General features: G+C 48.2%; 11 protein-coding genes. 8 read left to right on the plus strand and 3 right to left on the minus strand.

What is annotated here, in order from left to right:
• Positions 1-205 precede the first annotated feature (205 nt).
• The 5 genes from NCN05_RS12155 (at position 206) to NCN05_RS12175 (ending at position 10,502) form a co-directional block, all read left to right on the plus strand.
• On the plus strand, positions 206-4,123 hold the full coding sequence (locus tag NCN05_RS12155) for a beta strand repeat-containing protein (RefSeq protein WP_250398259.1): 3,918 nt from the start codon (positions 206-208) through the stop codon (positions 4,121-4,123).
• Between the two features lie 84 nt (positions 4,124-4,207).
• On the plus strand, positions 4,208-4,501 hold the full coding sequence (locus NCN05_RS12160) for a hypothetical protein (RefSeq protein ID WP_250398260.1): 294 nt from the start codon (positions 4,208-4,210) through the stop codon (positions 4,499-4,501).
• Between the two features lie 272 nt (positions 4,502-4,773).
• On the plus strand, positions 4,774-7,368 hold the full coding sequence (locus tag NCN05_RS12165) for a beta strand repeat-containing protein (RefSeq protein WP_250398261.1): 2,595 nt from the start codon (positions 4,774-4,776) through the stop codon (positions 7,366-7,368).
• 37 nt (positions 7,369-7,405) lie between these two features.
• Complete coding sequence (locus NCN05_RS12170) at positions 7,406-10,177, plus strand: VCBS domain-containing protein (protein WP_250398262.1); 2,772 nt, start codon at positions 7,406-7,408, stop codon at positions 10,175-10,177.
• A 16-nt stretch (positions 10,178-10,193) separates the two neighbouring features.
• Positions 10,194-10,502 carry a hypothetical protein gene (locus tag NCN05_RS12175; RefSeq protein ID WP_250398263.1) on the plus strand — a complete coding sequence of 103 codons (309 nt, stop codon included), beginning with the start codon at positions 10,194-10,196 and terminating at the stop codon, positions 10,500-10,502.
• A 2-nt stretch (positions 10,503-10,504) separates the two neighbouring features.
• On the opposite strand, the gene NCN05_RS12180 is transcribed toward NCN05_RS12175, so the two are convergent.
• Positions 10,505-15,937, minus strand: a complete 5,433-nt coding sequence (locus NCN05_RS12180; RefSeq protein ID WP_250398264.1) for a cadherin-like domain-containing protein — start codon at positions 15,935-15,937, stop codon at positions 10,505-10,507.
• A gap of 635 nt (positions 15,938-16,572) precedes the next feature.
• On the opposite strand from NCN05_RS12180, the gene NCN05_RS12185 reads away from it, so the two are divergent.
• Positions 16,573-18,579: a calcium-binding protein gene (locus NCN05_RS12185; protein WP_250398265.1), complete on the plus strand. Its 2,007-nt coding sequence runs from the start codon at positions 16,573-16,575 to the stop codon at positions 18,577-18,579.
• Entirely contained in the window at positions 18,492-19,208 is a 717-nt protein-coding gene (locus NCN05_RS12190) for a hypothetical protein (RefSeq protein WP_250398266.1), read from the plus strand. Before NCN05_RS12185 ends, NCN05_RS12190 begins: the two co-directional genes overlap by 88 nt.
• A gap of 184 nt (positions 19,209-19,392) precedes the next feature.
• Here NCN05_RS12190 and NCN05_RS12195 read toward each other — a convergent pair whose 3' ends face one another.
• Both NCN05_RS12195 and NCN05_RS12200 read right to left on the minus strand, forming a co-directional pair.
• A complete protein-coding gene (locus NCN05_RS12195; RefSeq protein ID WP_250398267.1) occupies positions 19,393-21,462 on the minus strand; it encodes a hypothetical protein in 2,070 nt (689 codons plus the stop codon).
• A 1,160-nt stretch (positions 21,463-22,622) separates the two neighbouring features.
• Positions 22,623-23,537 (minus strand): serine hydrolase, encoded by a 915-nt coding sequence (locus NCN05_RS12200; protein WP_250398268.1) that lies wholly within the window; start codon positions 23,535-23,537, stop codon positions 22,623-22,625.
• A 17-nt stretch (positions 23,538-23,554) separates the two neighbouring features.
• Here NCN05_RS12200 and NCN05_RS12205 point away from each other — a divergent pair, with 17 nt between their 5' ends.
• Positions 23,555-24,283, plus strand: a complete 729-nt coding sequence (locus NCN05_RS12205; protein WP_250398269.1) for a C40 family peptidase — start codon at positions 23,555-23,557, stop codon at positions 24,281-24,283.
• Positions 24,284-24,297 lie beyond the last annotated feature (14 nt).

Genomic DNA, 24,297 nt, shown 5'->3' on the forward strand with positions numbered 1-24,297 from the left:
CATCAAAGTCAGCTCAGACGCTGGTATCCAGGGCCTGGCTGGTTTAACCAACAGCGCCTCTTCTGCAACCACCGATGGCGACGCAGAAGCAGAATCATTCGCCAACAAAATCCAAGGTGCTGATCTCTACACCACCAAGATCGGTGGCGTCGGTGATCTTCTTGGACAAGCTCAATTTGATGGATCTGCTTCTGCAGAAACCGTTGTGGGCAAAGCTGACGGTCTCGCCAAGCTCGACGAGCTCGACGGCTTAAACCTCGAGACAACCAAAATCAGCTCCGACGGCGGTCTCACCGGTGTCGCTGGTCTCGACAACGTCGCTAGTGCTGCATCCACCACCGGCAACGCCTTTGCCACCAGCGACATTGATGACTCCAAAGGTGCTGATCTCTACACCACCAAGATCGGTGGCGTCGGTAGCCTCCAAGGCCAAAGCACTGTTGCCGCCTCCGCCTCGGCAGAAACCGTTGTGGGCAAGGCTGAAAGTCTCGCCAAGTTTGCCAACGACAATGAAGGTTTAGAAGCATTCACCACCAAAATCAGCTCCGATGGTGGTCTCACCGGTATCGCTGGTCTCGACAACGTCGCCAGTGCTGCATCCACCACCGGCAACGCCATCGCCACCAGCGACATTGATGACTCCAAAGGTGCTGATCTCTCCACCACCAAGATCGGTGGCATCGGTGATCTCCTCGGTCAAAGCTCCGTAGCCGGTTCTGCCTCTGCAGAAACCGTTGAGGGCAAAGCTGAAGGTCTCGCCAAGCTCAGCGATACGGAAGGCTTGGAGACAACCACCACCAAAATCAGCTCCGATGGTGGTCTCACCGGTGTCGCTGGTGTGGACAACGCCGCCAGTGCTGCATCCAGCCTGGGCAACGCCTTCGCCAAGAGCGACATTGATGACTCAACTGGTGCTGATCTCTACACCACCAAGATCGGTGGCGTCGGTGATCTCCTCGGTCAAAGCTCCGTAGCCGGTTCTGCCTCTGCAGAAACCGTTGAGGGCAAAGCTGAAGGTATCGCCAAGCTCGACGAGACGGAAGGCTTGGAGGCATCCACCACCAAAATCAGCTCCGATGGTGGTCTCACCGGTATCGCTGGTCTCGACAACGTCGCTAGTGCTGCATCCACCACCGGCAACGCCTTTGCCATCAGCGACATTTATGACTCAACTGGTGCTGATCTCTCCACCACCAAGATCGGTGGCGTCGGTAGCCTCCAAGGCCAAAGCACTGTTGCCGCCTCCGCCTCGGCAGAAACCGTTGTGGGCAAGGCTGAAAGTCTCGCCGAGTTTACCGACGACAATGAAGGTTTAGAAGCATTCACCACCAAAATCAGCTCCGATGGTGGTCTCACCGGTATCGCTGGTCTCGACAACGTCGCTAGTGCTGCATCCACCACCGGCAACGCCTTCGCCGCCAGCGACATTGATGACTCAACTGGTGCTGATCTCTACACCACCAAGATCGGTGGCATCGGTGATCTCCTCGGTCAAAGCTCCGTAGCCGGTTCTGCCTCTGCAGAAACCGTTGTGGGCAAGGCTGAAGGTTCCGCCAGGCTTGACGACAATAAAGGTTTAGAAGCATCCACTACCAAAATCAGCTCCGATGGTGGTCTCACCGGTGTCGCTGGTGTGGACAACGCCGCCAGTGCTGCATCCGCCACCGGCAACGCCATCGCCAACAGCGACATTGATGACTCCAAAGGTGCTGATCTCTCCACCACCAAGATCGGTGGCATCGGTGATCTCCTCGGTCAAAGCTCCGTAGCCGGTTCTGCCTCTGCAGAAACCGTTGTGGGCAAGGCTGAAAGTCTCGCCAGGTTTGCCAACGACAATGAAGGTTTAGAAGCATCCACTACCAAAATCAGCTCCGATGGTGGTCTCACCGGTATCGCTGGTCTCGACAACGTCGCTAGTGCTGCATCCACCACCGGCAACGCCTTCGCCACCAGCGAAATTGATGACTCAACTGGTGCTGATCTCTCCACCACCAAGATCGGTGGCGTCGGTGATCTCCTCGGTCAAAGCTCCGTAGCCGGTTCTGCCTCTGCAGAAACCGTTGAGGGCCAAGCTAAAGGTCTCGCCAGTCTTAGCGACACGCAAGGCTTGGAAGCATCCACCACCAAAATCAGCTCCGATGGTGATCTCACCGGTATCGCTGAAGTCAGCAACGCAGCTAGCGCAGCAGCAACCTTCGGCGATTCGGCAACTGCCAAGGCAACTGCTGAGTCAATCCAAGGTGCTGAGCTCGGCAACACCAAGATCGGTGGAATTGGCACCATCGGAGCTCAAGCCACTTTCGCCTCTGATGCTGATGCAAACAACGTCACTGGGGCAGCATTTGGCCTAAGCAAAATTGACTTGTCGGAAGGCTTGGATCTCGACGGCAAGCTCAACATTGCAAGCGACGCGAGTGTTCAAGGTTTTGCTGACATCTCTGGAGCAGCTTCTGCAGGGACAACCGACGGAGCAGCTGAGGCCAAATCCACCTCAACAACCATCACTGGTGCTGACCTGAGTGAAGGCAAAGTCATTGTCGGTGGACTTGGATCGATCACTGGTCAAGCCAACTTTGACTTCTCCGCTGCATCCAGCAACGTTGAAGGCGGTTTATCCAAAGCAGTTGCTCAATCTGATGCGGCAACTGGCTTAATCGGCTCAGACGAGGTTATCGACATCGCTTCTGACGCCAGCGTTTCCGGTATGGCCATCGGTTCCCTGGGTGCCGATGCCTCCAGTACCGCTTCAGGTGCAACAGCTAACGCTGGCAAGGATGACAGCGCAGTTGGTGCTCTGCTTCCAGACCTCAACGTTGGCGGAGTTGCCGACATCACAGGAGCAGCACAACTCGACACCTCAGCATCCGCTTCCAATGTGGGAAGCCTCGGAAACAATGCCATTTCGAATGCAGGCCTTGGACAAGCCGTTACAGGTTTGGTTGCCAAGGAAATCGATGTGGCTTCGGACGCCTCACTGACAGCCCAAGGCTTCAGCAACCTTGACGCATCTGCTTCCAGCACCGGTGGTGTTGCATCTGCAGATGCTGGCAATGCAGACTCGATGGTTACCGGTCTCGCAGAAGGCCTCACCCTGGACATCGGCGGCATTGGCACCTTGGCTGCAACTGCTCAAGGCACCGCTGATGCTTCCGCATCCAGCGTGACTGGATCGACCGATGCTTCTGCTCTTCAGCAGAGCGTGGGTATCGCAGGCGGACTCGACATGGACACCTCCTCTGATGCCATGGTCAGCTCCAACTCCACCATCGTCGGTGGTGCGGATTCATCCAGCACAAGCGGCGCCATCTCCACTGCCGACATGACCTTCGATGCTCAAGGCATCCAAAGCATCGACCTCAATGCCGGTGGAATTGGAACCCTGAGCACCAGTGCCAACGTCACAGGTGATGCCTCTGCATCAGGCGTCGGCAGTGCATCCACAGCCACTGGCAACCTCGATGCCATGGGCCTGAACGCTGGCATCTTCACCAGCGCTTCTGACGGAACCCTCTCCGGCACCGGTGTAATCAACGGTGGTGTTTCCGCCTCCAGCACAGGTGGGGCAAGCGTTGCCACGGGCGAGTTCGATGCAACTGGCGTCCACAGTTCATACATGAAGAATGTGGGCGGCGTTCTGGATCTGGCCGGCCAGGCACAGGCCACCGCTGATGTCTCCGCTGAATCTGTGGACGGCACCGCGACGGCCACCTCTGGTCTCTCAAGCACCAGCCTGACGAACCACATCAGTGGCATCGACACCGCAGTCCTCAATGGCGCCAGCGATGGCACCGTTCTTGGTACTGCCTTTGGCGACTTCAGCACCTCTGCTGAATCCACAGCCGCTGACGCCACAGCCAATGGCTCACAAAGCCTCGTTGGCATGGCGGACATGGCGATCAACTTCGGCGGCACTGGATCCATCAGTGCCATCGCTCAGGATGCAAACTTTGTGGAAGCCAGCTCCGTAAGCGGCGATGCTTCCGCAACGGCTTCTGTTGATGCCATTGGCCTTGACGGTGGAAACATCAACATCGCTAGCGATGCGGTTCTCACATCCAGCGTCAGCGTCGATTCCGCTGCTGATTCCAGCACCGTCGGCGGTTCCAGCACAGCCGCCGTCTAATCAAATCGGACGAATGATTCGGAGCACGCATGAAGCTCACTTAGAGCAACAGCGGGCTCCGGTCAATCAACCGAGTTCCATGCCATGGACTTCAATTCATCCACAGTGCAGGGGATCGACATTGATTTCGATCCCATCAGCGAGTCGGAAATTGAGGATCTGATCGGCAATGCCGCTTCGGAACTTCAAGACCTGCTTGCCGGACTTTCCGTCTCGGTCAAACAGATCCTGAAAATCATGTCCAAAGTGCTGGGAGAGGCAGCTGACTACCTTGTCCTCATATCAGATGACCTCATGGAATCAGCCTCTCTCTGCCTTGATCAACTCCTTTCTTCTGACGATGAGTCGCTGATGGCCCTATGTGCGCTATGCGCCTGATCCACACAAAAACCATTCACGCCTCCATCCGGGGGCGTTTTTTATTTGCCCGAAATACAGATAAATACCAAAATATACAAAAATGATGTATATCTTGGTGTGCCTCAGTAGATACCAATTGTTCAATAAGTAATACTTAACAACCCGCAATCGCTTTGCCTTACAGGGTTCTTGCAACACCTAGAAACCAATGTAGGGGGGATTGCGTGAAAAGGTTGCACCGTTGGATCTACGTTTAGAGCAACCAACTGGGCGTTCTGTCCCCTAACTCGATGGCTGACTCCACATCTAGGCAGGAGATCGAGCTACTCCAAGGTCTCGTCGCTGACACGCTTGAGGTCAGCGCAGATGCTTCTCTCGAATCAGGGATAGACGCTCAAGTTGCCGCAAAGGCTTCATCGACAGACGGAACAAGCGATGCCAAATCGCATCTCAAAACTGCAGAAGGCCTCAAAACAAGCAATCTGGACGTAGGCGGTAGCGCGACGGTCGATGTCGAAAATCTGCTTGAAGTCAGTGCCGATGCCACTGGTGTAACTGGGGATGGCTCTGCAAGAAGCGAGGTTGAACGGACCACAGCGCTGGAAGCCGACACCATTGAGGTTGACGGCAGCAACAGAATCGACGGCGACGTCAACACGCAGCTTCAAGCAGAGAGTGCCACCACGGGTGGAGATTCCAAGGCTTCAACAAATCTCGTAGAAAGCATTGGCATTGATGTTTCCACCAGTGCTGCAGAAGGAGAGCTCAACCTGGCCGGTGCCGCCAACAATACGCTCAGCAGCACCGCAGAAGTAACCAATGCCACTGCTGACACCAAGCCTGAAGACGGTGCTTCTGCAAGCAACACAGTCACAACGACACGTGGCATCCGTCTTGACGAGGTTGCTGCAGGCGATAACGCCAACCTCAGTGCAGCAGTAAGCACCAGCTCAAATGCAAATGCCGCTGCCACAACAGGATCTGCCGATGCGAGCAACAGTGCCGTCGACATGGCAGCGCTTGAACTCACATCAACAGAACCAACGGCGCCGGCAACTACTGCAGCAGAAGACGACACAACCGCAGGTGAAGACGAACCAGAAGCGGCAGCTGGTCGCGTTCAAAATCTCAGCGCTGATGTAGCACTTAATGCCGAGACAACTCTAAGCACCACAGCAGAAGCCAACACCACAACAGGTGTTGCCACAGCCAGCAATAACGGTGAGGTTATCGATGGTGCACGTCTTGGAAATTCGACGCTCAATGTGGGCGGAGACGCAGCTATCAGTGGCTCCGTTGCACTCAACAACAACACGAGTGCAACAAACGTCAGCGGTGGCGATGTCAATGCGAGTGCAGGAATCAAGAACTCAAAAGGCATCAGTCACGAGAACAACCCATCAGCACAGCTGAATGTAAAGGGCGACGGCTCAGTAACAGGCACCATTAGCAACAGCAACACAGTCACCGCCAACAGTGCCGAAGGTAATGCAACAGCAACAACAGGTTCCAGTGCAGGCGGGGATCAGTTTGGTGTTGACCTGCAGAGCCTGATTGTCAATGGTGTTGGCAATGTGACAGGCCAAGTAGCCAACACAACAAACACCACTGCTGAATCCACAGCGGGTGAGGCCACGTCTCAAGCCATCGGCGCCAACAGGGTTGGCTTGCAAACGTACAACCTGCAGGTAGGCGATCAAGCAACAGTCAAAGCAACCAACAGCAGCAGCTCCATAGTTGATGCCACATCAGTCCATGACGATGCAATTGCCATGGTGGGCAGTGAGGCATCAGCCATGCGCAACATCGCTGTGGATAACAGCGTCATTCGCGTTGGTGGTGACACCACCATTACAGCTGCCACGAACAGTGACGGAGATGTAACTGCACAGAGCATCAGCGAAACAGCCGAAGCTATAAGCATCAGCGATGCTATTGGTATCTACCAAAGCGCCTTTGAATCGGAAGCTGAATTCAATGTCACTTCAACAGCTGTCAACACAGGAAACATAACAGCTACGACGGTTGGCGATGGGATTGATGGCAATGGAGATGGTGACTCAGATCTCGCAAGCGCAAAAGCCAAACTGAAGGCAGAAGCAATCAATCTTGAGAACAGAGCCAATGATCAAGGGCTCGATGCAGCAGGAAATGCATCACTGAGTGCCACAGGCGGCCTACAGACCGATGTATCCGCAGCCAATACAGATGGAAAAGCAATTGCGATAGCAGACTTGGAGGCTCTTGGGCTCCAGATGGAAAATGCCCGCATTGGTGGCGACGCAGACATTCAAAGCATTGGCTTGATCGATGTCTCCAACATCACAGCAGAAACAAACAGCAGCGGGGAAGCAAAAGCTACAACAGATCTCTCAGTACTAACTCTCGAAATTAGCGAAGCACTCGAAGTAGGAGGGATCGCCAGTTTCGCAACACAGACCTCAGCAAAAGCCAACGTCAGTGCAGACAACATCGAAGGTAATGCCATTAGCAGCAACAATGAGGGGTTAGGGAATGCCTACAGCTTGGCTGGCATGCAACTCAACGGGCTGGATCTAGAAAGTGATGCAGCCTTCACATCCGTCTTACTGGATGAATTCAACACAACGGCCAAAACGGTGAAGGGTGATGCCTCAGCTAGTACCAACCAATCGTTACTGGGCATTGGATTCTTCGGGGAAGGCAATGAATTAGCCGGCGATGTATCGGTGAGCTCCGTCATGAGCCACACAAGCTTTACTGAAGCCTCATCAGTACAAGGAATAGCGACAGCAGACGAAAAACTTACAGCTGTAGGGGTTCAAGTAGATGCTCTGGATGTCGAAGGGGATGCAACCTTCAGTTCTAACGTGGTCGTAAGGGCCAGCAGCACCACAGAAAGCTAAACGCACTACTGAAGATTGTCCCTTAACCAACAAAACAATGACTCAAACACCGCTAACAATTCAACCGCAAGAAGAACTCAGAATAGATGATGATTTTCCAGAGGGAAACAATAACTTCATCAACAATGCAATAGCAGGAATCCAAGCCGAAAGCGAAAGCATTAATGATTCACCAATCGTACAAATAGATGCAGTAGAAGAGGAGGACTCAAGTGAAAGCAATTCACCTCCGCGATTGACGCTAGAAGTCAGCGAAAGAGATATTAACGGCCGCACAGGATCCCTAAGCTTCAACGATATTGACGGAGAAGGCTGGGCCGATTTACAGCCAGAGAATTACGCACCAAGCAGCCTTGGGGCTTTCAGCATAACAGCACCGGATAGCAATGGATTCAGTTCTTGGAGTTACCAGCCTGGACGAAGCCTAGATAGCGGCGAATACGCAATTGATACTTATCTAATAGAAGACAGCCAAGGAGCCGAATATCAAATTGATATTGCAGTAAGCGGAGAAGATGATCTCTCAAGCATCGATGGCATTCTAACTGGAAAAGTTATTGAGGGCCTAACTGATAGCCAAAGAGGAGTTATAACAGTTGTCGATCCAGATACAACGGATGCGCCTGATAAACCATCCGGAACAAAACTGCTCCCTTACAACGGAGAGCAGGGTGAATACGGAACATTTAGTTTCGTGGGTGGAAACACAAAGGATGTTGAATGGGTTTACACACCTGACAAAGAAAATGAACTATTCAACACACTGACTACTGGGCAAACAGTAATTGAAAACTTTGAAGTATCGACAACTGATGGGCAAGTAGAAACGATATCAATTACACTGCACGGAGCCGATGATCCGAATATATTCACAGGTGCAGAAGCAATAACAAATGCACTAGCTATCCAAACAGACGAAACGCTTTTAAGGGCTGGTGGAAGTTTTGATTTAAGTGCAGATGCTATCGCCGAAGCGGTAGATCAAGCCTTTAATCTGACAGAAGATAACGTCGCAGATGCTGTTGCACAAGCCAATGCAATAGCTATTGAGCACGAGGGGACTTTAGATGCCTTCCTCAACGCTGATGCAGCAGGTTTGCTGCAACTCACGAGCACCAATGGAGGCAGCATTGATATTGATGCTTTTGCAAATGCAGATGCAGCAGGCTCACTAGGTTCAGAAGCTGATGCAGATGCAATCGCAATCGGCTTGCAAAACGTAAGCGTACACACTGATGGTAAAGGAGATATTGATATCGAGATTGATGCGTCAGCAGAAGCACAAAGCGATGCTGGAATTATTTCCACGATTGAAGCAGACGCAACGGCTTACGGACTTCAAGGAACAGAGTTTGCTGACCAAGCAATAACAGTTTCAGGAAATCCTTATGCAAAGGTGAGCGCAGAAGCAGACGTAATCGGGGGTGAAGATTCAGAGCTTATTTTAGGAAATATTAAGGCAGAATCTGTCGGAATTGAAAATGCAGACATCACAACCAACGGTAATAGCAACACGATTGGAGCAGAAGTCAGTTCCAGCATTTCAGCATCAAATCTGGGATCAAATGTGGGGGGTGCTGATGAAATGCGTGAGGTAAGTGCCACGGCTGTAGCCGTCGAAGACACGAATATACGCAGCAATGATCAAGATGGGAGCACAATCCGTGGCAATGCCGACCTAAATGTACAGCTTGATGGCTGGGATAATATAGAGACAAAAGAGATTGACGAGCTTTCCAGTGTCGGAGTAAAGGATGCCTCAATCACAACAAGCTCAGGCAACGACCATATTGAAGCTACTGCAACAAGTTCAATAAGTCAGTTTGAAATGCTGAATGAACAGGAAGCACTGAATGTAGCTGGTGGGGGAATGATCAATTCAATTGTAATTACAGGAACAGGAGATGACGTTGTTATCGGAAATGCCAGTGGTGATGGTCTGTCAGAAACGAGAGGCTTTGTAGACAGCATCATTGATACTGGCGTTGGTAACGATCAAATCACAGGGGGTGCAAATAATAGCAGCTTTGAAGCAGGAATTGGTGATGACGAAATTGCATTAGAAGCAAGCGAGAACTCAATTCTTGATGGTGGAATTGGAGCAGACCAATTGAGTATTAACGGTGCTTCGAACGATTCTGAGATTCGCGGTGGTATCGGCAATGACCAGATGCAAGGAGGATCAGGAGACGATGTCATTCAAGGAGGCGTAGGAGATGACATGATCCAAGGAGGAGCTGGAGCAGATCAATTTATCTACAAAGCGGTCGATATGCTTCGCGGTAGTGATCAGATTAATGATTTTAACGCTGCTGAAGGTGATTCAATCGTACTCAGCAACAGCCTATTGGGGCTTGACGAAGGAACGGTTTTGGAATTCGTAAGCGCAAATCAGATTGAAAATGAAGAAACAACTAATACCGGCCAGTCAATGATTGTCGATACAATGGGAAATATTCTTTCACTTGGAACACACACAAACGCAAGATTAGCCTACGCAACAGATACAGGCGATCTACTCTTCGACTCAAATGGAGATTGGAGTCAAGGATCGCGTACAATTACTAACCTAAGCCTAGATGGAAACGCGTCTGATATCACAAGCGAAAGTATACAAATAGGCATTAATACGAGAAGCACTGCAAACATTGCAAATTCTCAGTCCTTCAGTGATGCGACATCACTTGGCAGTCAGGTCAGCGCAGCTGAACAACAGGAAAGTACAAGCACTATTGTCGCAGTTGAGACAGAGGCAGCAACACCCGTTGACTCGGGGTTAGCACCTCAAACAGATACTACAATCGTATAATTCCAATCGATTAGTCATGCCACGTGAAATCACTTGGAAAGTAATGTGGCACCTTAGAGTTCTCTGCTGGAATCTAGGTGACGGTGAATCACTGATATCCGAGTTTTCAGAAACTCCCATACCAGAAGATCCACAGATTTTAATGAAAGCAATGTCAAATGAAAGGCCTGAATTAAAGCCGATACAGGCAAATGTAGTAAAAGGAATTGTGGCAGTAGACGAATTCGGGAGAATACTCAAGTCAAGTGAGTTAAGTCCAGACGAAGATTATTGGCTATGCAAGATATCCCACCAACAATTACTACCAGTCCTAGATCCAATTTAAAACTAAACGGAGGCCTCGTCACTTATATCAATGGAGACATTTGAAGACAGATCAGAGGTATCAGCCAGGTCAGCAACAAAATCATCTTGCTTCTGATCAGCCAACTGACCCAGCTGTGCAGCATTCTCAAAATCCTGACTGGTTACTATTTGATTGACACCAAGTGCGGAACCATTTTCATCAAAGGCTTGCGACGAATATTCCGGAGCTGATGCGGAACCACCTGCAAAAATAACCTGATTAGAGCCTTCAAAGTTTGATACAGCGGCTGCTTGGAAACCATTAAGTTCAAAAACTTCTGTACCATCAGAATTGGTTAGCATACTGCTATTGGACAGATTGACCGGGGCATAGTCAATCTCGCCATTTTGATCAACATCTACCTGCTCACGGTGCAAAAGCATGGCAGGTCCAGCATCAATAACCTTAATATCACCTGATTGCGCCAAAACATCACCACCAAAATCCAAGCCAAGTTGACCATCTCCATCAATATCAACCTGCTTCCAATTGTCCTCATCAGAGTAACTTTTAAAGAGCTCCGTCTCCAACAAAACAACGTCTGAAGAAGTCATAGCCTCGTCATTCCGGAGACTTGTTGCTTCTCTCTGGCCATTAGAGTTGAGACCCATTTCAACAAAAGACTGAACTCGATAACCACTATCTCCAGTAACAGGATCATCGCCACGCAAAACTAAATCAAAGGTCCATTGATGCAGCGAATCAGAATCAGGATCACCACTCACATGTACGGCATTAAAACCAACGGGAGTATAACCCTCAGGTAAAAACTGATCTCCATAAGAATTACCACGGCCATCATTCAAAATAATGGCATCACCTATCTCTACCTCAAGTTGATCAGAAGCATATTCCTGTACCTGCCAATAACCACTGTCGGATCTAGACATCACATAGCGATCGGCAGCGTCTCCAAGAAAGGGTGGTACAACAACCAAGTTGGCAACTGCAGCAAGATCGGCATCACCATCGGTAACAGTAAATGCAATCGAGACGTCACCAGCAGTGTCCGGCATGTATTCCCAAACTCCCTGTTCACCTTCGACAGATGTAATTGTTCCACCACCTGAAACAACAACAACATCAGAGACAAAAAGAGGATCATCATCAACATCAAAAAATGACGAATCCATGAGTTGATCTTGAGTAATTCTTGTAGCAGTAGTTAAAGGTTGCAGGCCAAGGTCTGTAAACTCTCCATTAAGACGAATTGGTGCATCATTACGGCCTTGAATCTCAAGGCGTACATCGGCATTAACCTCAAGACCTTCCTGATCAACAAAGGTCAAAGTAACATCTTGAAAAAGCGATTCGCCTTGGTCCAGGAGATCGAAGGAGTCATAACCATAGTCACCGATCAAAATATCATTGTGAGAATTATCAGAAGACGCTTTGCTAATAATAAGGCTGGATAAGTTAGAGGTACGATCTAGAAAAAGGCCAGAGAGGGCGACCGCATCAATATTATTAATTTGGAGGATATCGCTTTGATCAACATCAAAAACCTGACCATCAGCAACTGGATCAATGATCGTAGATGTAAAATCTTCACCTATTCGATAGTGTATGGGATAATCATTCAATAATTGAGGAGAGTCATTCTCGCCAGTAACAACAGCATTAAGGACGCCGTCCTGAGATGCACCAAATGAATCGTAAACCGTAAATTGATAAGAGGAAACAGCAGTTTGACCATCTGACAAATATTCAAAATCCCCATCAGGGGAGAAAGAAATTTTAGTTCCTCCTGGCGAAACAATAAATCGGCCCCCATTAGAACCTTCAATATTTGCAGCCGTTTGCTGAGGCTCATCGAAACGAATTACATCACCTGTGTCAATGTCCGAGGCAACATCAGCTATTCCAATCTCATCAACCGAACCAGATTCATTGACAGATAAATCCGAATATTGTTTGAGCTGGGGCGTGTCATTAACACCAAGTATAGCGACATCGACGGTGGTACGATCAGATAAAGCACCGAATGAATCTTCAGCTATGTATGTAAAGGAAGCATTCTCGATCTCTCCCTGAGATAGATCATCATAATATCCGGAAGGGCTGAAAGATAATTTTCCTTCCTGTAAAGCAAGGACAGAATCCCTAACAGAACCTTGATCATATTCACGAACAAAAACTGAGTCGCCCAAGTCGACATCAGAATCATTTGCTAGAAGTGTCTCTGAGATTAAATCTTGATTTACATCTTCCATAAACTCCAAGATGTCACGCCTGGAAACGGGAGCATCGTTAACACCAGTGATCACAATATCAACAGTACCAACACTTTGAGATCCGATCTGATCACTAACCGCATAGGTTAAAGATTCGGTTGCACTACTTCCCTGAGGTAATTCATCAAACTTGTTGGAAGAGTCATAATGAATCTGACCATTGGCAAGTATTTCAATTTCTCCTCGGGCACCAGAATTCAAATGAGCTGATGCTAGGTGCAGGACATCGCCATTATCAACATCGCGATCATTTAATGTTGGATCAAATACTTTGCTTGAGTCCTCGTTCACATACTGAACATCGTTAACAGCTTCAGGCGTATCATTAACACCAGTGACTGTAACAATCACATCTCCTTGATCGGTACCATTAAAGCGATCCTCAACCGTATAGGTGAAAATTTCAGTCGCTTGCTCTCCCTCAGCCAGGTAGTCGAATCCAGACCCGGTGGTATAGGAAACATATGCTGTGACAGGATCTAAGATTGCAGTTCCAAAATTTGAGGTAGGATTAGTGACTGAAGTAACACGACGTGTATCACCTAAGTCAACATCAGTATCGTTGTCCGCTGGATTAAATGTTTGAGATTCATTTTCAAAAAGACTTATATTATCTGAATTAGCAACAGGGGCATCGTTCACCCCGGTAATAGTGACATTAACTTGAGCTTCATGCGTAGCACCATACTCATCTGAAACAGAATAATTAAACGTAGCGAACTCTTGATCTCCCTCAGCAAGATGATCAAATTTACCAACAGGATTGTAAATAACACGACCTGATTCTGAAGTATAATCAAGAGCACCGCGGTTAGAACTATTATCCTCAACACTTGAGACCTTGAGCTGAGAATTATTATCTACATCACTATCATTAGCAAGCAATAATGTATTGGCGTTTTCAAGAATCTGTTCTTCCGAAAGGACAACTTGATCATCGGATGCGACGGGGCTATCATTAACACCAACGACAGTAACAATCGCCTCCCCTTGATCGGTTGAACCATGCTGGTCAGAAACTGTATAGTCAAATGTCTCTGTTGTAGTTTCTCCTTGAGCTAAATATTCAAAACCACTACTAGCACTATAAATTACCGAACCCGAAGAATCTACATTCACACCTCCACCTGATCCGACTCTGCCTGAGGCAGATATAACAGCAAGTGTGTCACCCCTATCAATATCAGTGTCGTTTGATGCTGGATCGACAGAAATAAATTCACCCTGATTTACAGTATAGTTATCAGGATTAGATACTGGATTATCATTCTCGCCTTGAATTTGGACGGTAACAGAAGCAACATCGTAGCCGCCATTGCCATCTGTTACGGTGTACTCAAATGATTCACTGGCCGATCCACCGAGGGGAACATCATCGAAACGATCAACGGGATTATAAATAACGCGACCAGCCTGAAAGGAAACCTGGCCCTTGTTTGTAGGTTGATTGACAACATTCAAAACACTCAGCTTATCGCCCGCATCTATATCAGTATCATTTGAAGTAACATCAATCTCAATAATACTATTCGCTGAGACTAGAACTGAATCAGCGACAGCAACAGGATCGTCGTTAACACCCTTAATCGTTACATCGACTTGTCCCTGATCCACACTATTGTTTTGGTCGGATACTTCGTAGAAGAAAGTTTCGGTCGTTTGTCCACCAACAGGCAGGGATTCAAACGCAGAATTGGTTTCATAAACTGCTTGTCCATCCAATAAATATGCATTACCACTATTGCCAGCAGGATTAAATACATCTACGGTACGGAGGCTGTCAGCCTGATCTAGGTCAATATCGTTACCAGAGGGATTAAAGGTTAGAACTGAATCCTCGCTTACAATGACTTGATCACGTTGGGCGATAGGCGCATCATTAACACCCTCAATAACCACATTGACTAAGCCTGAATCGCTTCCACCGTAACCATCAACACCGGTGTAATAGAAAACTTCTGTAGCAGTATCTCCTGAGCCAAGATAGTCAAAATTACCAATTGCAGAATATGTAATATTGCCATCATGATCAACAACTACGGTGCCATTGCTCCCGGAAGGCTGAGTTACAGCGCTCGGCCTGACTGTCTGTCCTTGATCAATATCAGTATCATTGACCGCAGGATCGAACTTAAGTGCCTGGTCCTCCGTTAGGCTAATAGAGTCATCAATGACCGACGGCTTATCATTAATGCCGACAATAGTTACATTAACCTCCGATTGAGCACGTGCACCGAAGTCATCCTCAACTGTGTACGAAAAAGATTCAAAGCCAGTCTGTCCGGCTGGTAGGCTATCAAAACGATCAGAAGCGGTGTAGGTGAGGCTTAATGCATCATCGCTAATCTCAACAAGGCCTTGATTACCGGGCTGTCCGCTGACGTCGACAATGCGGAGAGAGTCAACTTGATCAACATCTACGTCATTGAGTAAAGGGCTGAATGTTCTAGCCTGATCTTGCCTTAAAGTAATCTGGTCAGGCCTGGCAACCGGGACATCATTAGCACCGGTAATAGTTACATCTACAAAACCCTCGTCAGATCCTGCATGACCATCGCTGACAATATAAGTGAAGGATTCGGTCGAAGATTGAGAAGGACTTAGATAATCAAAACTGCCAATTGCTGAATATGTAATATCACCAGAAAAATCTAAAGTCGCTACACCAGAATTACCAGGTGGATTATAAACCGCGATGGCACGCAAAGAGTCTGAATCTAAGTCTATGTCGTTAGCCACAACATTAAACTCGAGGGCTTGATCTTCCGACAAGCTGATCGAATCTACAACTGCTGTTGGTAAATTATTAGGTGCAGAAGGAAAAGCGTCCCTAAGGTCTGAAGAGGATCGAAGATCCAAGACTTGGTTTGCGGCGATCGAATTTGAATCAAATCCGAATCCCAGTGAGCCTTCTCCCTCATAACGGTCGACACCATCTGGCGATCCGACTCGAAGATCCTCAATGAAGAGAATCTCGTTACCGCCATCACCTATTGAAACTGTGAAGGCGTAATCTTGAACGGAACCGCCATAAAGAGCGGTATAGCTTGTACTAGCCAGGAAATTATCGTTTCCACCACCACCAAAGACATAGGTTGTTCCCGGGGCAAAACCATAGCTCTCCCCACTGCCGCTGCCATAGAGGACAGAAGGGCTGCTAGGGATAGTTGTTAGGGCCATGCTCCCAACAAAGTCGCCATTAGTCAGAAGCTAGCAGCAGAAAGAAGACAACAACAACACGTAAAAGCCACTGGTGGCAGGGGTTCTAAGGGGTATTTGTATAGACAGAGCCGTGGATAATACATTGATATAATGTAGTTAAGGCAATAATTGGCATCAAAGAAGTTCAAAGACAAGGGCACAACTAGCGTTTCAAAGAAGACTGCGTTGTATTGCTGGAGCAACACAACCTCTGGAGTCGCAGAACAAAGCCAGAGAAAGAGCATCAAGATAAGCAATACTAATCAATAATTTCAGCGCAAATCAATACGTATATACCGAAAAGCCATACCAGGGCAGAAGCCCCAAAGAGACTGAGATTTTCTACACATACGAAGCTATACATCTAGACACGACGTGAACACGTATAGACAACTAACAATACATATAGTGAGCGATATTAATTAGAGCAAAAGCTCGAGAGGGCTTGCGGCAGAATGGATTTGGCCGAAAAAGAAAAAAAATTTGCATGGACTTAAAGCAAGAAAATTGGATCCTGAGTATTGCTCTATCTACACACCCAAAAGAGGTTGACGAGGTTGCAACAAGGCGCTTTAAAGAGTATTTTTTTAAGACAGCAGTTTGGATTGTTGGCGATGGCCAGCGAGCTCAACCTATTTGAAATGGACTTCGAAGACACCGCTGAAGCGGGTCTTGTAGCTAGTCACGATGTGAAGCGTGCTGTAGCTAGCTCGAAGTCCTACGCCGTCGAAATGGCGAATCAGATTGATGTGGGTGGCAAAATTGATCTAGAATCAAAATCAAGTGCTGAAGCGGTAGGAACAAAAAATGACGAACAACTAACAGACATTCTGAACTTCAGCTCAGCTAGAACAGATCAAGTGCTTGCGGAAGCAGAGGCCTATGGCCTCAGCACACATCAAGAATCAGATTGGGATCCAGAGCTGTTAACACTTAACCCTGATGGACTTCTTAAAGCTACGGCTGGTCAAGGTGCGACACTGCGTATAGAAGCAGACGCGAGCTCCCAAAGCGATCTAAACGAAATCAACATCGACACCAGTGCTCAAGCAATTGGTTGGAGTGACGCGGACTTTACAACCAATTCTGAAGAGGGCCTAAATGTTGAGGCAGTTGCTAGTTCTTTAGGAATCGATAATGGTGCCAACAATATCTTGAATACAGACTCACTCGCCACTGCGATTGATGGAAATGATGGGAATGAGACCACAACTCTGACAATTACTTCTAATGTGGAGGCTGATGCCCTAGCCACAGCTCAATTAAGCGGTGTGAGTGACAGCAGTATCATTGAATCGTTGCAAGCCCATTCAATCGGGATCAACGATACAGATATTAATCTTATTGGAGAGGGATTTGTTCAATCGGATTCTTACTCCTCTGTCAATATCAAGCTTGTTGATGCTGCTGAATTGAACTCTGAGGACCTCCAAGGAGACGACAATACCGTAATTCTTTTGGATGAAGACGGTAGTAGCACCCTTCTTGCACACAATCAGGTATCTATAGATGAAGCTGCTAGCAGTGTTACAGACGCCGAAAATAACATCGGAGACATTGAAATTGGTGAAAGTACAAGTGCAAGCAGTTATGGCATTCTAGGGACAACAATATTTGGAGATGGAGATGGAAGCAATGTCATCGATGCAGAAGCAGTAATTGAAGCAGATTTCTCCAATTGGGCTGGATTCACAGGATCAGAGCTTGATGAGTTTGTTGCAATGGGACTCAATGAAACTAATATTATTCTCGGAAAAGGTGCTGACATAGTAAGAGGCGAAGCAGTGCAAGATATCAACTTGGGCAATGCTTTTGGTCAAGATTTAGAGGAAGACAGCGCTTTAGCGAAAACACTTTCACAGTCAGCGGGAATCAACAACAGTGCAATAAATACAGGTGCTGGGGATGATCTAGTGGAAGGAAAGATTAGTGGTGAGGGTATTCATCTGGACACATCAAGGGGGATTGTTGACTCGTACATCAACACCAGCACGGGTGATGATGAAATAAATGGTTCGGTTATCAACAGCGTTCTCCACGGCGGCTCCGGTGATGATCGCATCGAAATGGACAGCGCAGAGGGTTCCATTGTTGATGCTGGAAGCGGTGATGACCGCATAGCAATTGCCAATGAATCGAAATCGATGCAACTATTTGGTGGAACTGGTGAGGATGTCATTATTGGTGGGAATGGCAACGACATGATCAGTGGAGGTGTTGGGTCTGACGTATTGAGGGGTGGTGCGGGTGCAGATCGGTTTGTATTTGATGTGAGTAGCTTTGGAAGAGGAACAGACATAGTTAGTGATTTCAATGCGTCTGAGGGTGACGCACTTGAACTTTCAGCTGCATTAACGGGTATCAACAGGGGCGCAGAACCAATTTTCATAACCGCTGCAATGGCTGAGGGTGTTAACGATGATGCAGCGATGATCTACGACACTTTGGAAAATATTCAAGGCCAACAAGCCACGTCAATAAAAATGGCCTATGCACACGATATAGAATCAGTGATGTTCGACCAAGATGGAGATTGGACTCAAGGAAGCGATGTTCTTGCTGTCGTCCGCCAGACAGACGGCTCATCGGATTTAGATCCATCAGATATAAAAATTGTCTAGCTTTAGGCCAACTTCTTCTGCTGCTGAATGGATGTGTTTCCTCAGGAAGACCATGGATACCACCAAAAGAAACGGCTCAAGCAGCGCAAGCATGGAAAAAAACAAACAATCCAGAGCTAAAGAGGAATTGGATATTTATTGATGAGCAGTTTGTAGAAGTCAATAATACTCTGCCGATTGTTTCAGATCAAAATAGAGATAAAATTATAGTACCCAATAACTTTAAACCTCAGCCACAAAGATTCTTTGGGGAGTCTGAAGAAATAGCACAGGCAAATCAAGACGAAAAAAAAGAACAGAGGTGGAGTGCTTATTACTTTATCTACAGCACTATACCAATCAAAAAAGATAATTGGTGGCATATGCAAATTGGCAACCTCTCAAGATCAAAGAACTTCTGGGCAAAGCAGATCGAGAGCCAACAAAGCCTAAGAGCTTCATGCAAAGACAAAGACGTAGACAAGATTGAAATACGAGTAAAGGGTAAATTTACTCGTGCTAAGCTTCATCAAGAATTAGATCCAAGCGAATCGGGGCTGCCAAGTCTAAACAAATTAGTAAAAAATCTAACATCGTGGATATGCCTGAACAATGACAAACTTTACGCTCCACAACAGAGCTCCTTCTAGGATTTCTAGGCGACAATTAATTATCCCATACTTTCAGATGAAAAACTTCTTCGCAAGAAATAACTGATAACAAAAACCGTGCAAGAAATCTAAAAGGGAATCATTTCGACATGGTCATAGGGATTTTTTAAATACGATGAGAGGAGTAGGATAGAGAGTCAAATCAAATCAACAAGTTAGAATGCTAAATCGTTGTTGTTCCGAAAATGGATGTAGCGCCTGATTCAATATCTGCAATCGAAGTAATTTCAAGGCTATTATCCGTACTAATCGAGTAATCATTCAATCCCAATGCCGATTGATTTGTATCTGCGCTCACCAAATCGCGAGAATCACTTCCAGATACAGCTGCAGATTCACTGAAGCCTGTGCTAGTTGCAACCGCATTAATAAGTTCTGCACCTTCAACCTTTGCTACTACTCCACCAGAATTAATACCGTTGATACCCATGGTGCTGAGTGCAAGTGAAGATTCTGCAACACCACTAGTGCTGATCGCTTGACTTTCGCCTATGGAACCAGATACAGCATCAATTTCTGCTTCCAGGCCTGGAAAAGAAAACTGCGATGATCCAATAGCTGCTGTATTCAAAGCTGTGCCAGAAGCTTCCGTATCCCCAACTACGGTATTTGCAGCCGTTATTATCTGCGTCAAAGCGTCAGCATCAATCAAACCGTTACTTCCAGCACTAATATTTGCATTGTAGGCTCCATTATTCTGAAAAATACTACTAGATGATGTCGCATTACCGAGTGTGGCATTTGCTGTCGTATAGATATCAACGTCACTCTCAATATCAAGATCCATTAAGTCAGCTGCTTTCATCTTGAGCCCCATTGGTTTTTCGCTAAAAAGACCAAAAGCTTCACCTAAATCTGCATCTGAAATAGCTTGGTCGAAACCATCTATCTCAAATGCATCTTGCAAACCATCACCAACAATGACGGAGCGGGTAGAAGCCTTTAACTGCGAGCCCGTCGAAATTGAAAGGCTTCCACCCGCCTGATATGGAGTCGAATCAGAATCTCCAACAACTGTTCCACCATTCATTAATTCTTGCTCATCGTCCATCCTCGCAAGAATTCCCATAGACTCATTCATCGAAACTTTAGATTCTGCATTGCCACGATCACTGTATGAAGTGGAACTCAATTCCGCTCCTGATATACCTTTAATATCAAGATTATCACCTGAAACTGAAGCTGAATCCTCAAGGCCACTCACCTTAGATACTTCGACGATAGCTCTTGCTCTTCCCTCGGTACTCTTTGCACCTGCATCGGCACCTATGAGAACATCCGCAGACATTTGGACATCTCCGCCTCCAGTCATATCAATATTGGCAATACCAAAACCGCCATTTGTAGGATCCAACAACAGACCAAAACCGCCATCGGCTGGTAATTTCATCCCAACGCGGGTATGCGCATCAGCATCGACTAATGCATGCGATAAGTCCGCTTTTGTGTCTGCAAAGGAAGAGAGAGAGGAGGTGACGTCCGCAACAGCATTAAGATCAGCAGCTGCATTCAAAGATAAATTGTCAGACTGTGAATTCTTGATGGTGTTTCCAAAGATCCCTCCAAAACTCGTACCCTCTGTAAGTGCGACGCTGTTCGATGTAACAGCGGCTGCCCCCGACGCTACAGCTCCCTGAACAGGTGTGGAAATGTTTAAATCTCCACCGACACTCGCCTCAGTACCACTGATGCCTACAGCCTGCCCGACGGCGTAGGACTGTGCCGCTGAATTGGTAATCCCAAGAGATATATCATTGAGTTGATTTTTTACGGTTTGGTTCGCTTCAAATCCAAATAATTCAGCATAATGATTGTCATCAAAGAATGCAGTCTTAGTTGCAATATTAGCTTCTGCGCTAGGAGCAAAGCGAAAAATAAGATCGTCAAGCTTTGAAAAACTATCTGATCCAATTTCTTGTTCGCCAATTACATGATAATTACCTTGCTGGTTAGCGCTAAATTTGATTGAATCACCCTCTTGGACATTTCTCCAATTGGTAATGACTCCATCATCACGAATATTCCATTGCAGGGATCCATTATCTGGAGGTAAAAATCCGATGTAATCATCTTGGTTCTGACCAGGCTGAAGAAGCAAGCCAGTAACAACACTGGCAAACTCAAAATTATCAAAAACTATATCTGCATCATCGTTTAAAAACTCCGAAGCACTAAAAATATCTGAAATATCTATGAAACTCGAGGTCTCAGAGGTGGAGTTTTCATGTGCCATGCTGGGATGCCTACTAGATCATCCGTGAGGACTTCTCCAAGTATCTGCGCATACCAGAGATGTGTCTACGGCTACTTGTATGGACAAACCTCGAATTGTCGTAAATACAAAATTGACACGACAATGCTTACTCTCATTTGCGTCAATACGTATAGACAAGATTCAGTTAAATGCATGTATACAGGATTTTGAATGCTTGACGCTCATTGGGCAGATGCGCCTTAGCAGCCGGCAAGCCAGAGTTCAATCGAGCAATACCGGTGGTCGGGAAACAGCCTTGATTAGCATTTCTTATACAATGGTCGTGTGCAAACTTGAGGCTCACTTAAAGACCATGCGTCCAACAGCTAGCAGACCCTTTGAATTGGAAGATCCTGCTGCTCTGTGTGTTCATCCTGGATATAACTTCTAAGGATCGAAGGCTTTCTCTGACCTCGCAATCGGCACAGAGTGCTCTATCAACCTCTGTCACCTCACTACCATGCCAGCTAAAAGTGCTCACTCCGGGCGCATACAACCGTCTCCTCACCAAGAACTTAAGAAGTTAGTGATATGGCTCACCTATCAAAGACGGGCTACCACGTCTAAAAAAGCTTTGATATCGTCCATGTTCTTCTTTTAGCGCCAATCGCCACCAATGAAGAAGGAGCGAACCGAAGAAAAGTTGAACACCTCAGTAGTGTCCAATGCACGCATACGGTCTTACGATTGCTTGCTCTAAATATCAAAGGCCACCTAAAGTAGTGACAGCAAAGACCTGATGATTATGGGCAGCTCAATGCAGAGAATCGCAATTTCAATGAAGTGAGTAGCTGCAAGAGCGACGTCAGGAGTCCAAAGATGTACTACACCAAAATTAAGATCAAAATGCTGAGCCTCGTAAGATCATCAGCCTCTTGTTAAAATCCCCAGCAAGTAAATATTGCTTTACCAAAGCAGCTATTGCAATTAGCTAGACAATCCCTCTCGCTTACAATAATTTATTTGAAAAAATACGCAGACGATTGTTCTTGAGGAAGGCTACGCATTCAAAAGACGTAATGACATTATTGCAAGTATGGAAATTCCCTTGAAGGCGCCGGGGTCGTTATCTATCCCCTTATTCCAGTGCCTCTACTTATCAGTCAGTATTGCTGTCTTTCCGTTCCAAGTTCATTAACTCAATCCGCCCGCTCCTCGGAGCTGGTGAATTGGTTGAGTTGCCGTGCCAGCTCGGGCAAAAGCGATGCGTCCCTGGCGCGATCAGGCCCCGTGGTGAACACCACAAGCAAGCTGGGCGGCTGCTGTTCAGACGCCTGGAACCAGGCGGCGTCATGACGGGCCTGACTCATCCAGCCCGCCTTGCTCCACAGCAGAGCGTCCTCAGGTAAGCCCTCACCGAGAAAGCCATCCACCTGGTTTTCAGGATCAGCGCGACGCTGCTTTTGATCGAGCGAGCGCCGCAACAGACCCTGCAGCCGACGACAGGCCGGTGGCGACACCACCGCACCGGTCATCACAGCCTCCAGCATCCGGGCTGTCGCAACCGTGGACAAGCCATTGCGGTTGCTGTTGTCGCCCCCGTAGAACATTTTCTCCCGGCCATAGGGACCATCACCCCAGGTCTTCTGGCAGCAATTCACCGCCTCAAGTTCCGGCCAGGCCAGGCTCTGCAACCAGCCATTGATCAACCGACGCTGCTGCGTCCAAAGCTCCCAGCGTTCGCCATGGAGGGCAGGGCCACTGGTAGTGCCTGTGAGCAGATCCACCACAAGCCCCGTGGCATCGTTGCTGGAGTCGGCGATCATGTCGCACATCGCGCGCCGCATTTCGTCGCTCTCAGGGATCAGGTCACGCTGCAGCCACTGCTCAACGGCGACGGCATAGAACAGCTTCACCACGCTGGCCGGATAGAGGATCCGGTCTTGGTTCCAGGAAGCACCACGGCCCTGACCCGCCTCCGGTGCAGCGTCGTCGTACCGCACCCAGGTGATCGCCAGGCTGTTGCGCAGCCCCGGGCGACCGTCGGCATCGAGCCCATCGAGGGCCGCCTCAAGCCGAGCCGCCATTGCGGGATCGGGACGGTAGAACGCCATAGCGATTCGATTGGGCCATGGCGACGTTAGGCACCCTGCTGGCCCCGGACCTGATTCAGACAGGCTCCAGTTGGCAGCTGTGCGCTGACGTGAATGGTTATTCGCGATCTGACGGCGCGAGTCTGACCACCCAGGCCTGTCGTGGACGCCGTTTTCGCATTCTGGAGAGGCAGCCCAAGAGGATCGCTGTTCAGCTGCTGGAGGATGGCTACCGCTGCTGGCTTGAACTCGATGCGGTTCTGGGGCGAGCTGAGCGATGCGCGGCCTGGCGACCGTCGCCGCTGAGCGCGACGGAGATTGAACGACGCCTACCCAGCGTGCTCGCCTGGAGCGAAACCGCCCAGCAGCACCCCAATGTCTACCTCTGGGGAGGCACCACAGAACCGGACATGGATTGTTCCGGTCTGATGCAGATGGCCTTCGCCAGCCAGGACATTTGGATTCCGCGAGATGCCTATCAACAGGAGCGGTTCTGCCAACCTGTTGCAGCTCTGCCCGACGATCACAGCCTGCTGCGCCCTGGAGATCTGCTGTTTTTTGGCACACGGCGGCGTTGCACCCATGTGGGGATCCATCTCGGCGAGGGCCGCTACCGCCACAGCTCAGGCCAGAACCATGGGCGCAATGGGATCGGCATCGACAGCTTGCACAGCAGCGATCAACACCCGGTGGCTTGCCACTACAGGGCTGAATTCCGCGGCGCAGGCCGTGTGGTGCGTTGCCATGACGGATCGCATCTCTCCTGACGCTGGCTGCCGGA

Source organism: Synechococcus sp. MU1651 (assembly GCF_023630635.1).
GTDB lineage: Bacteria > Cyanobacteriota > Cyanobacteriia > PCC-6307 > Cyanobiaceae > Parasynechococcus.